Genomic DNA, 12,574 nt, shown 5'->3' with positions numbered 1-12,574 from the left:
TACGGGAAAACCTTCACCTTCCCGAAAGTTGTCACAAACCTTCCCGAAAGTTTCAGAACTTTCGGGAAGGTGGAAAAACAAAAAGCGCGAGACAGGTTGCCTCGCGCTTTAGCGTATAGTACAAAGTGATGTTTACAAAATTGCTTCCGCCAACACCAATACTTTATTGTTTAATACTTCTACCACACCACCATCTACGGTAAAGGTTTCTTTGCCGTTACCTTCAATGATGATACTGCCTTTTCCAAGTGTACTTACAAGGGCGGCGTGGTTGTTCAAAATTTGAAACTGACCTTCCGTACCAGGAAATGTTACCGCAGTAGCCTCACCTGAAAAGACTTTTTTGTCGGGAGTAATGATTTCTAATGTCATAGTGTATCAATTTGAAAATTTGAAAATTTGAAAATTAAAATTTCTAATCTCAAATTTTCAAATCAACTCATTTTCAAATTATTTGCCAGCCGCTTCTTTCAACAAACGCTCACCTTTTTCGATAGCATCTTCGATGGTACCAACCAAGTTGAAGGCCGACTCAGGAAGGTGATCGTAAGCTCCGTCGATGATTTGGTTAAAGCCTTTGATGGTATCGTTGATATCAACCAATACACCTTTCAAACCTGTAAACTGCTCAGCTACGAAGAACGGTTGCGACAAGAAACGTTGTACACGACGAGCGCGGTTTACTGTTTGCTTATCTTCTTCCGATAATTCTTCCATACCCAAGATAGCGATGATGTCTTGCAATTCTTTGTAACGTTGCAAGATTTGTTTTACGCGCTGTGCACAGTTGTAGTGTGCATCACCAAGGGTTTCGGCCGAAAGAATACGGCTTGTAGAATCTAGTGGATCTACCGCAGGATAGATACCCAACTCAGCAATTTTACGGCTCAATACCGTTGTTGCATCCAAGTGGGCAAATGTTGTTGCTGGAGCAGGGTCAGTCAAGTCATCGGCAGGTACGTAAACGGCCTGTACTGATGTAATTGAACCACGTTTTGTTGACGTGATACGCTCTTGCATGGCACCCATTTCCGTAGCAAGTGTAGGTTGGTAACCTACCGCTGATGGCATACGTCCCAAAAGGGCTGATACCTCAGAACCTGCTTGTGTAAAGCGGAAGATGTTATCAATAAAGAAAAGAATATCGCGACCTTGGCCTGTACCATCTCCGTCACGGAAGTACTCAGCGATTGTCAAACCTGACAATGCCACACGAGCACGCGCTCCTGGAGGTTCGTTCATCTGACCAAACACGAACGTAGCTTGTGAATCTTTGAGTACGTCATAATCAACTTTGCTCAAGTCCCAGCCACCTTCTTCCATGCTGTGTTTGAAGCCTTCTCCGTATTTCATGATACCAGCTTCAATCATTTCACGCATAAGGTCGTTTCCTTCACGTGTACGCTCACCCACTCCTGCAAATACCGACAAACCTGCGTATGCCTTTGCAATGTTGTTGATAAGCTCTTGAATCAATACGGTTTTACCTACACCCGCACCACCAAAGAGACCGATTTTACCCCCTTTTACGTAAGGAGCCAACAAGTCGATTACTTTGATACCTGTATAAAGTACTTCGGTAGCAGTTGCCAAATCCTCAAACTTAGGAGCAGCGCGGTGAATCGAAAGTCCGTTTGACTTATCAACAGGCTTTAGTCCGTCGATAGGATCACCTACTACGTTAAATAGACGGCCTTTGATATCGTCGCCGATGGGCATCAAGATGGGGCCACCCATGTTTGTTACTTCCATTCCACGTTGGATACCTTCTGTACTATCCATCGCGATGGTGCGCACGCGGTCTTCGCCAAGGTGCTGCTGACATTCCAAAACTACCGTTTGTCCGTTGGGCTTGGTTACTGCCAAAGCGTCAAGGATAGCTGGTAAGCGATTGCCTTCCCCTTCAAAACTCACGTCCACAACGGGGCCAATCACCTGCGTTACTTTGCCTATGCTTGTTGTGTTTGCCATTATTTGTTAAATAAGCGTTATCAGTTATCTGTTGTCCGTTAATGTTATCGTTACCCGCTAATTTTGAAGGAATTCCACTCAACGGATACGCGGATAACTATTAACTCATCCTTTCAGGCCGCAAAATTAGGCGTTTGTTTTCTGAAACCCAAAATCAGTTATCTCTATTTTGGATATTTTTTATAGAAATGACCTATTTTATCGAAAAATGTTGTGCGAAAACGAGTTTGACCCGCAAATAGAAGCATTCCAAATCCAAATCATAACAAACAAATTAAAGAGGGTGACTGTTGATTTAGCAGTATTTTGTTAGTAACCTTGTAAAAGTTACCACTCCTACTGCTTGAAACTCTATTTGCAACTATCGGCGAGCCTTCTGCTCTTAGCAACCTTGCTTCCGTTTGTCCGAAGCGATTATTGGACTTTTCGGGTGGCCGAATTCCCACGTTTACAGAAATTTTTCCTTGGGCTCGTGGTGCTTGGGTGGTATGCCGCTGTTATGTCGGTGGCGTCGTGGTTGGATTGGAGCGTGGTGCTGCTGCTGGTAGCAATGCTTGCGTATTTGGCTTGGCAAGTGTATCCGTTTACTCCTTTTGCCCCAAAACAACTCATCAAAACGCGTATCATTAATGCAGACCGAACGCTGAGTTTGATGATGTGGAATGTGTATCAGTACAATCACAATGCAGCGCGTTTTCTTCGGCTTGTCCAAAAGGTAGATTCTGACGTTATTTTATTGGCGGAGACAGACTTGTGGTGGCAAGAAAATGTGCGCTCGTTGGAAGAAAAATACCCGCATCTAGTGCATGTTCCGTTGGAAAATACCTACGGAATGCTTCTCTATTCCAAACTACCGCTGCTAGAGGCAAAGGTGCATTATTTGGTTGAAGAAGGTATTCCTTCGATTCATGCCAAAATACAACTTCGTTCGACGGAAGAAGTGCAATTGTTTTGTATTCATCCGACCCCGCCCGTTCCGCAAGAAAATCCCCGCTCGACGGAACGAGACAAGGAGTTGTTGCTCATTGCCGAACTTGCGAAAACGAGTACAAAGCCTGTGGTTGTTTGTGGAGATTTGAACGACGTAGCGTGGAGTTATACCACTGATTTGTTTCAGAAAATGAGCGGCTTACTCGACCCGCGCCGTGGCAGAGGTTTCTTCAATACCTTTCATGCCAAAATTCCCTTTTTGCGTTTTCCGCTCGACCATGTTTTTTGTTCTACCGATTTTACGCTCATCAAAGTAGCCCGTCTTCAAAACAGTGGTTCAGATCATTTTCCGATATATATAAAATTACAGTATGAACCTAAGGCTGTTTTGGTACACGACGAGCCGCAGCCGACAGCGGAAGAAGAGCAAATAGCCCAAGAAAAGATAGAGAAAGAAACGCGGGATGAAGGCCCCGCGACTGAATAGGTCGTCACCTTCGTAATATGATTCGGAAGGTAGTGCCTTTGCCTACTTCGGACGATTTGACGAATAGTTTCCCGCCGTGGTATTCCTCCACAATCCGTTTGGCCAGCGTCAGACCTAGCCCCCAGCCTCGTTTTTTGGTACTTACACCAGGTTTAAAAACTTTTTGCCAACTGCCGCGCGGAATCCCTTTTCCCGTATCACTGATGTCGATAGCTACTTCTTGCTTGTTGAGGGCAAACATTCGGACGTTAAGCTCGCCTGCGCCCGTCATGGCATCGACGGCATTTTTACAAATATTTTCGACCACCCATTCAAAAAGGTTGCGGTTGAGGTACATCGAGCGTTCAGTGTCTAACTCGTTGATAAACTGTAGTTTGACTTTTGTGGAAATACGCCGCTTGAGATAGTCTAAGAATGGGCCAAGGACTTCTACCATCTTTTCGTACTTCATGGTAGGTGCCGAACCGATGCTGGAAAAACGCGCCGTAATCATTTCGAGTCGGTTGATGTCTTTCTCAATTTCGCGGGTGTATTCTTCGGGGTAGCGGTCGGGGTCGGTTCGGAAAAATGACACCCAACCCATCAGCGACGCAATGGGAGTGCCTAGCTGGTGAGCAGTTTCCTTAGCGAGCCCTACCCATACGCGGTTTTGTTCGGCAGCCCTTGATGAACTGAAAATAAGGTACGCCAAAAATGCCAATACGAGCAGGCTTAGAAGCTGGGCGTAGGGGTAGTAGCGCATTTGTACCAACAGGGGAGAGTCGCTGTAATAAATGTATTGTTTTGTCCCCATGACGTCAACCACAATAGGAGGGTTTTCCTCTTTCATTTCTTCAAAAGCTTCCTTCAAAAGCCTGGTGTGCTCGGCTTCCGAAACGTTGCTAGGAATGTCGAGATTGATGTCACCTTGGGGTTGCAGGTCTTCACTGACCAATACCGTAGGGATTCGGCTTTGTTTGATATTTTCCCTGACGATTTCGAAAAGTTTGGTGTAATCTTCGGTTAAGTCAGGGTGATTAGCTTGGTACTCAATGAGTTGGGCAAAGATGGCGAGCTGTCGGTGTTCGCGGGTATCGAGGTTGTCAACGATGTTGTAGGTATAAAAAATCGAAGCGATGCCGATAAGCGCCAAGTTGACACCAATAAATAATTGGTACACGTTTTTTTGGCTGTAAATGTCTATCGTTGGAAATTTCATGGGGGATACCGAAATTTTTTTTGTAAAATAAGTACAACAGAAGCATCTAATTGCTTTTGTAAGTCGTATGTAATATTGAACGAAAAATCAAAAAGTAAACATATACCTTGTGAATTGGGCTGTCAAAGGAAAAAGTTTTTGATGACTATCCAAAATATGACAAAAATCAGTTTCACAACCCGTATAAAGTCATCTTTTGAATTTTAAAAATGGTTCTAATTGCGGTGTAACTTCTTTTAGTAGTTTATACTCATTCTAAATTATTTTTTACTCGGATTTTAATTCTTCAAAACGCGTTGTTTGAGGTAACTTTGTGAACTTTTTTCTGGCAAGTGACATGGAATATTTACAGTTTAGAAGCGTTGGCATTTCGTATAAAACAGCCCCACTAGAGATTCGTGAGCAAATTGCATTAAATGAAGATGAAGCCAAAGGCTTGATGCTCAAAGTGCAAGAGTTCTTCGGTGGGACAGATATTTTGGTGGTTTCGACTTGTAACCGTACTGAAATCTATTACAATGCGGCGGCCAACTGTAACGTTGATATTGCCAAATTACTGCTTATTCAAAAAGGGCTGACCAATACCGAAGCCTATCTTCCTTATTTCATAGACTATACCGAGCAAAACCAAGCCGCTCGTCACTTGTTTGAAGTAGCCACGGGGCTGCACTCGCAAGTAGTAGGCGATATGCAAATTCCGAACCAAGTAAAACACGCCTATCAGTGGTCGGTTGACTTGGGCATGGCGGGGCCGTTTTTACACCGTTTGCTTCACACTATTTTCTTTGCCAACAAGCGCGTTGCTCAAGAAACTTCTTTCCGCGATGGTGCCGCTTCAACTTCGTACGTGGCAGTAGAGCTAATCGAACACGCAACAGCGTTGAAAGCAAATCCGTCGATTTTGGTGTTGGGCGTTGGGGAAATTGGAACGGACGTTTGTCGCAATTTGAAAGAAAAAGAATACACAAATATCACCGTAGTTAACCGTACTCGGGCTAAAGCGGAGCAGCTGGCCAATGAGCTGGGTTTTGGCGTGGCTGATTTTGAGAATGTGGAAGAGGAAATCCTCAAAGCAGACGTGGTGATTTCGTCGATTTTGCGCGATGAGCCTTTTATCAATAAAGCCCTCTTACAAAAGAAATCACTTCACTCGTTCAAATACGTGGTTGATTTGTCGGTGCCTCGGAGTGTAGCTGCTGATGCAGAGCAAGTACCTGGGGTAATTGTGTATAACATCGATAACATCCAAGCCAAAGCCAACGAAGCGCTTGACCGTCGTTTGGCGTCGGTACCGCACGTGCAAACAATCATCGAACAAGCCCTCGACGAGTTTAGCGATTGGTCGAAAGAAATGGTAGTATCGCCAACGATTCAAAAGCTAAAAAATGCCCTTGAGCAGATTCGTCAAGAGGAAATGGCGCGCTTTATGAAAAACTTGAGCGAGGAAGAAGCCACAAAAATTGACAAGATTACGTCGAGCATGATGCAGAAAATCATCAAGCTGCCTGTACTTCAACTAAAAGCTGCCTGCAAACGTGGCGAAGCAGAAACGTTGATTGACGTGTTAAACGACTTATTCAACCTTGAGCAACAACCAGAACGGCGTTAGTCTTTCTTGGATTTACTGTTTTAGGTTTCTTTTACTTGTTTGCTTTTTATTCGGGTTGTGAGCAACCCTCAGCACGTGTGAGCAACCCTCGGCACGGCGCGAGTAGCTCTCAACACTGCTTTTTTGCCTTTTGCTTATTTGCTTTTTATTCGGGTTGTGAGCAACCCTCAGCACGTGTGAGCAACCCTCGGCACGGCGCGAGCAGCTCTCAGCACTGCTTTTTTGCCTTTTGCTTATTTGCTTTTTATTCGGGTTGTGAGCAACCCTTAGCACTGCCTTTACTTCACTTTTCCGTATTTTTTCAAAATTTCTAGTGTTTTAGAAACGGGCAATCGCTCAATCGTATGTCCTTGGTGGCCTTTGGTCGTTTGAGCCATGAACAACGAATTGATGATGGCTTCTTCGGTGGCTTCCATCGCGGCTAGAAACAACGGTGAGGTGTCGTCGTTGCGCAGGAGAGGGTACGTTTCGAGCGGAGAGCTAGATTCGTGCGGAATTCGATACGCTGTCGAAAAAGCAATGACGTAGTCGCCACTGCCGTTGGCCATAATTCCCCCCGTTTTTCCTAATCCTAACAAGGCGCGTTTTGCCAAGCGTTTGAGATTGCGAGCGTCCAAGGGAGCATCGGTAGCTACTACAATCATGCAAGAACCATCACCCGATTTGTCGAGGGTTTCTTTGAAGGAATACTTGCCTAACTCCACGCCAACGGGTGCGCCTGCCACTTCCAACACCCCGCCAAAATTGGTTTGTACCAAAACCCCCACCGTATAGCCTCCCAGTTTTTGGGGAAGCTTGCGCGATGACGTCCCAATTCCCCCTTTCCAGCCAAAACATACCGTACCCGTTCCTGCTCCCACGCAGCCTTCTTCTTGGTTGGTGGTAGTGGCGCGTTGGATAGCTTGAAGGACATCGGAGGTTTTGACGTGGCGACCTCGTATGTCATTTAAGTAACTATCATTGGTCTCACCGACGACAGGGTTGACCGAGCGGACATTTTCGTTTCCTTTTTGTTGCAACGTCCAATCCACCAAGGCAGCACTGCCAGCAGGGACGCTCAACGTATTGGTCAGTACGATTGGTGTTTCGAGGTTGCCCAACTCAGTGACTTGGCTGTAGCCCGCTAATTTGCCAAAACCATTTCCCAACTCAATGGCAGCGGGTACTTTTTGCTGAAAAAGATTGCCGTCGTGCGGTAAAATAGCCGTAACTCCCGTTCGGATGCTATCGCCAATGGCCAGCGTTGTATGTCCCACTTTTACGCCATTTACGTCGGTAATGGCATTTAATTTGCCCGTAGGAAGCACTCCGATACGAACTCCCAGGTCGCGCGCACGTTGGGCAGCGAGTGGAAAAGGCAGTGAAAAAATGACAATAATTAGCAGTAGGTAGAGGCGGTGCATGATTTTTTTGAAGTATTTAAAGAACAAAAGGGCCTGATTTCGTAACAAAGAAGTAATTAAATAAATAAGTAGAATAAATTGGCGAGTGAAAACAAGGTTCTTGAAAATATGCAATTAAACGTTGGTATGATTTAAGTTTTTCTTGGATAAGTATAGAAATAAAACAATTATTTGAAGAGACGTAAAATCATTGGTGTAATTTTGCGTTTAATTCAATCAGATGAGATTTTGAAGCTACCATGAGATATTCCATTCATTTCTTTTTCCTGTTATTTATTCATTTTCAGACAATCGTATGCGCCCAAGACAATCGCTCTAATTTCCACATTGAGCTGCCTAATGAGCCAAACTGGAACGTGGTGCATGAAGGAAGTCGTATTGAGTTTCGTCTAAAAGCCCTAGGGGGGAAGTCGGATTCGCTGATTTACTTCACGGTAAAACAGGGTTTGTTGGACGATATGAAGTTTGATTCGACGGGCTACTTTGAGTGGGTGCCTTCGTATGATTTGGCCGATAGAACCGATACTCAAAGGTCGATTCAGTTGATTGTAGAGGCAAAGAATGGCCATAATGAAACGGCGACTCGCTCGTTTGATTTGCGAGTCATTCACGTCAATCGACCGCCACAAATAGATATTTTGAAGCCGTTTTACGTCCAAAACCGCACGCAGAATATTTACCAAATTGATGCCAATGCGTTGAAGGATGAAGACAACGACCCGCTCGCGATTATTCCCGTCACAGAAACCCTGCCCGAAGGTGCCAAGCTGTCGGCAGCGGGCGAATTGACGTGGCATCCTTCGATGACTCAATTCAACAGTTTGAAAAATAAGCCCATCTACATTGACTTTTACGTAGAAGATCAACCAAGTAAAGCGCGAGCCAAGGGACGCCTTAAATTAGAGGCCACTCAAATGGACTTGCCGCCCGATATTATCCAAATTCCGAAGGGAGATGCCTTTAAGGCAAAGGAAAATACGACGATTAATTTGAAGTTCTTTTTGTCAGATCCTAACGGTGACGATGATATTGAAGCCTTTGATTTTGTGACCGATAACCCCGACGTGCCTTCCAAAGCGTTGGTAAAAAATACCAATAACCAATACGAATTCATTTGGACGCCTACTTATGATTTTGTTAAAGATCCACATGATTCATTGACTTTTTTTATCAACTTTTTTGTGTTGGATAAAGAGCAAAATCGAAAAGAACAGAAGATTCGGTTTACGATTATGAATGCGGTCAACGAAATTGAGCGAGACCGTCAGTTATATACCTTGTACCGAAACTCCTTGGTGGAAGCGTGGAACTTGGTAACGCAGCTTTCTGAAAAAGAGCAAGAACTCAAAAGAGCGTACTTAAAAGCCAAAAAAGGAAAGAAAAACCGTTCGATGGTCAATGCGTCGTTGGGGGCTACTACAGGTTTGTCGCCTGCATTGATAAAGACGGCTCAGACCAAGACGATTGTGACTGCGATTGGGGGAACAACCATTGCTACGATTGGGGCACTGGAAGCGGCGGAGGTAATTGGAAAACCACTGCGCGATTTGCTCGACCGTTATAATTATGTATTGGAAAAGAAAATTGAGATTCAGAACAAGGGTGATGTTTTTGCGCGGGAGTTTGCGCTAAAGGCAGCCCGTCGTCAAAACGATTATGCCAAAAAACGCGACGAATTTAGGGTAGCTTTGGCCATTAAAGGCTTGGTAACGCTGGATTTGGATGCGGGTTGGGAGAATAAAAAGGAAGCGACTGACAAGGCAATTGGAAATACCTTTAAGGATTTTACGCCGCTGGAAGTAGGAAACCGTTACCGTCCACAGTAAGATTTTGCTATCATTTTTATTAAGACGTTCCAAGGTTGAGTCAACAAACTTGGAACGTCTTTTTGTTTTACTACTTACTTGGTCACTTTCATTTTACCTTGCATCAAGGTATGGTGTCCTGGAAAAGTACAAAGGAAAGTGTAATCGCCAGGTTCAGAAGGAGCGACAAAATAAATGGTTTCGCTGGTCTCTGGTTGGAGAATGTTGGTGTGAAACAATACATTCGCTGATTTAGGAACGTACTGCATGTCAGAGCCTTTGAGTCCGAGCTTAATCGCCGCTTCGCCCGTTGGGTTGGCCGTACCAGGTTTTACAAGGACGCAGTTGTGAAGCATGTCGTCGTTGTTGTTGAAAACCCACTTGATTTTGCTTCCTGCTTTCACCTGAACATCCGTAATATCGAACTTCAACCCAGGTTTTGTCCCTAAAATAATCACTTGGTCGGGGCCATTGCTCCAATTCGCAGGCTGCTCAATCACCCGTTTGGGGCTATTGCTGGCCTTGGCAGGGGTAGTCGTAGTGGCCGCAGGCATGGTATGACCCGCGTGGGCGTTGGCATCGGCCATTTGGGCGGGCGCAACCACGTTCCATTGCGACGTTGGGATTTTTTCGCCGTCAGGAATTTCGTTTAAGGTATAGTAGCCTACATTGTGCAAAAGTGCTAAACCTGCCGCTGAACGAATACCTTCTGCTTTGATTTCGTGGATGTAACCGAGTTTTAGGCTATCCAACACAATCCGCGCTTTGAGGCCGTTGTCCGCAACTTGAATGTGCTTAATCACGCGCTCAGAAGCACGAATGATGGGGCTCCCGTAGGTACGATGGTATTTATAAGTAAACGTATTGAACTGATACGAAGCCGCATCTTGGGCCGTTTTTTTGTCAACGGGCAACGTAAATTCTACTTCAAAACCATCGGGAGTGGCTTTTACGGTTTTCATTTCAAACGGCGTTTTACCCGTCCAAACCAAGCGTTGAATCCCAAAATTGTCTTTTCCTGTCGCTGACCAGCCACGGCTCGTTTGTCCGACAAACATAGAGCCATCAAGCCCCCAAACCATTCTCAAAATTCCCGACTGAAATCCTTCGCGGAACGGGAAACAGATTCCTTGCCAGCGTCCTTTTACTTTTTCGAGCATGACACGCATGATTTTGCTGTGCCCTTGGTCGCCGACAAACAATTGTCCTTCAAAAGGCCCAAAGGCTCCTTTGGTCATGTCTTCGCGAATATCGGAGGTAGAAATACCCATCAATGTGTGCGGAAACCATACAGCGGGAGCTTTCAAGCCTGGAACGCGTTTGGCTACTTCGTAAAGCGGTTCGCCCGTATCAGGAATGTCTTCTGTTTTGAGCTTAACGGGAGATTCGGGCTCTTGGCTCCAGCGCAAACCTGCAGGGTTTCCCGCAAAATCACCCGATTCGAGGTGGGTCATACGCCCCGAACCTACCCAGTCACCTTGGTTTTCGGTATAAAACATGTCGCCATTTTGTAGGGCAACGTAGCCCGCTGGTGAACGAAGTCCTGTGGCGATGGGCGTCATGTTTGCTTTATCGTCGAACTTCAACAACCAGCCGCGCCATTTGGCTAAACTCGCACCACGGCCAATCCAGTCGAGGTTGAGCGTGACGAGCAAATCACCGTTGGGCGCTTGAACAGGCCCGTACGAATATTCGTGATAATTTCCCGACAGTGGCCATTTGTAAAACGATTCGTAAATGTCAGCAACACCATCGTTATCTGAATCAACAAGGTGCGTGATTTCGCCGCGTTGTGATAACAAAAATGAACCATCGGGCCGGTACAACAAACCAAGTGGCTCGTGGAGGCCGTGGGCAAAACGCTTGTAAGAAGGTTGACCTGAGCCTTTAAGGTAGGGATTGGTAATCATCCACACTTCACCACGGCGCGTAGAAGCCGCAAGGCGCCCGTCGGGTAAGACGGCCAATCCACCCACTTCCAATTGGACTGTTTCGGGGATAGGCAGGGTAACAATGCGGTAATAGTCTTCTTCGGTCATGGGGCGGTTTTGGGCCTGCCCTGCGAGTACCGACGTCAACAAAACAATGAGAGAATAAGCAATTCCTTTTTTCATGAACAACTATCTTAATTTTTCAATACAAAGGTCTAAAAAGTCCGTCTTTACCCAAAATAAAAGCGGAGTACTTCGAGTACTCCGCTTTATTTTTCCTACAAAGAGGAAATATTACATAGAGGTAAGCACGTTGTTCATGTTGCGAACAGCATCTGCTGATTTTGCAAAGGCAGCTTTTTCTGATTCGCTCAAACGAAGGCTGATGATTTTTTCCCAACCACCTGCACCGATTACCACTGGCACACCCATGCAGATGTCTTTTTGGCCATACTCGCCATTGAGATAAACTGAGCAAGGGAAAATACGCTTTTGGTCACGTACGATGCTTTCTACCAACGTTGCTACTGCCGCACCTGGCGCATACCAAGCCGAAGTACCAATCAGTTTTGTCAACGTAGCACCACCTACCATGGTGTCAGCTGCTACTTGTTGCAATTTCTCTTCTGACAAGAAACGGCTCACTGGGATACCGTTGTACGTCGCCAAACGAGTCAAAGGAATCATGGTTGTATCACCGTGACCACCGATTACCATACCGTGGAGGTCGTTAGGTGAAACATTCATTGCCATCGACAAGTACGTCTTGAAACGTGCGCTGTCCAAGATACCACCCATCCCGATGATACGCTTCTTAGGCAAGCCCAACTCTTTGAACGCCAAGTACGTCATGGTGTCCATTGGGTTAGAAACGATGATGATGATGGCTTTAGGAGAGTATTTCAAAATGTTTTCAGCTACGCCTTTTACGATACCAGCGTTGATACCGATAAGTTCTTCGCGCGTCATACCTGGCTTGCGAGGAATCCCTGAAGTAATCACAACTACGTCCGAACCTTTTGTTTTTTCATAGTCACCTGTCGAACCGGTAATTTTTGTATCAAACCCGTTCAAGGTAGCTGTTTGAAACATATCAAGGGCTTTACCTTCCGACAAGCCTTCTTTGATGTCGAGCAATACTACTTCTTGGGCCAATTGGCGGCGGGCGATGTTGTCAGCACAAGTTGCACCTACTGCACCTGCACCTACTACGGTAATTTTCATTAGGAATATGAATTTT

Annotated in this window: 9 protein-coding genes; 3 read left to right on the top strand and 6 right to left on the bottom strand. The window is 45.5% G+C overall.

The window, feature by feature from the left end:
• Positions 1–132 precede the first annotated feature (132 nt).
• Positions 133–372, bottom strand: a complete 240-nt coding sequence (gene atpC, locus FHS57_RS13885) for an ATP synthase F1 subunit epsilon (RefSeq protein WP_028525889.1) — start codon at positions 370–372, stop codon at positions 133–135.
• A gap of 78 nt (positions 373–450) precedes the next feature.
• Positions 451–1,971 (bottom strand): F0F1 ATP synthase subunit beta, encoded by a 1,521-nt coding sequence (gene atpD / locus FHS57_RS13880; protein ID WP_122933353.1) that lies wholly within the window; start codon positions 1,969–1,971, stop codon positions 451–453.
• A gap of 343 nt (positions 1,972–2,314) precedes the next feature.
• Between atpD and FHS57_RS13875 the strand changes: the two genes are divergently transcribed.
• Positions 2,315–3,388 carry an endonuclease/exonuclease/phosphatase family protein gene (locus FHS57_RS13875; RefSeq protein ID WP_183974556.1) on the top strand — a complete coding sequence of 358 codons (1,074 nt, stop codon included), beginning with the start codon at positions 2,315–2,317 and terminating at the stop codon, positions 3,386–3,388.
• Positions 3,389–3,392: 4 nt separating this feature from the next.
• Here the strand turns inward: FHS57_RS13875 and FHS57_RS13870 are convergent, their stop codons facing one another.
• On the bottom strand, positions 3,393–4,586 hold the full coding sequence (locus tag FHS57_RS13870) for an ATP-binding protein (RefSeq protein ID WP_183974555.1): 1,194 nt from the start codon (positions 4,584–4,586) through the stop codon (positions 3,393–3,395).
• Between the two features lie 337 nt (positions 4,587–4,923).
• Here FHS57_RS13870 and hemA point away from each other — a divergent pair, with 337 nt between their 5' ends.
• Complete coding sequence (gene hemA / locus FHS57_RS13865; RefSeq protein ID WP_183974554.1) at positions 4,924–6,195, top strand: glutamyl-tRNA reductase; 1,272 nt, start codon at positions 4,924–4,926, stop codon at positions 6,193–6,195.
• A 278-nt stretch (positions 6,196–6,473) separates the two neighbouring features.
• Here the strand turns inward: hemA and FHS57_RS13860 are convergent, their stop codons facing one another.
• On the bottom strand, positions 6,474–7,598 hold the full coding sequence (locus tag FHS57_RS13860; protein ID WP_183974552.1) for a DmpA family aminopeptidase: 1,125 nt from the start codon (positions 7,596–7,598) through the stop codon (positions 6,474–6,476).
• 239 nt (positions 7,599–7,837) lie between these two features.
• Between FHS57_RS13860 and FHS57_RS13855 the strand changes: the two genes are divergently transcribed.
• Positions 7,838–9,424 carry a hypothetical protein gene (locus FHS57_RS13855; protein ID WP_183974550.1) on the top strand — a complete coding sequence of 529 codons (1,587 nt, stop codon included), beginning with the start codon at positions 7,838–7,840 and terminating at the stop codon, positions 9,422–9,424.
• Between the two features lie 74 nt (positions 9,425–9,498).
• Here the strand turns inward: FHS57_RS13855 and FHS57_RS13850 are convergent, their stop codons facing one another.
• Positions 9,499–11,517, bottom strand: a complete 2,019-nt coding sequence (locus tag FHS57_RS13850) for a plastocyanin/azurin family copper-binding protein (RefSeq protein ID WP_183974548.1) — start codon at positions 11,515–11,517, stop codon at positions 9,499–9,501.
• Between the two features lie 111 nt (positions 11,518–11,628).
• Positions 11,629–12,558 carry a malate dehydrogenase gene (gene mdh, locus FHS57_RS13845; RefSeq protein ID WP_183974546.1) on the bottom strand — a complete coding sequence of 310 codons (930 nt, stop codon included), beginning with the start codon at positions 12,556–12,558 and terminating at the stop codon, positions 11,629–11,631.
• Between the last annotated feature and the right edge of the window lie 16 nt (positions 12,559–12,574).

The organism is Runella defluvii (assembly GCF_014195535.1).
GTDB classification, from domain to species: Bacteria; Bacteroidota; Bacteroidia; order Cytophagales; family Spirosomataceae; genus Runella; species Runella defluvii.
The sequence above is the reverse complement of the archived record's forward strand: the minus strand, read 5'-3'. Positions and strand labels throughout refer to the sequence as shown.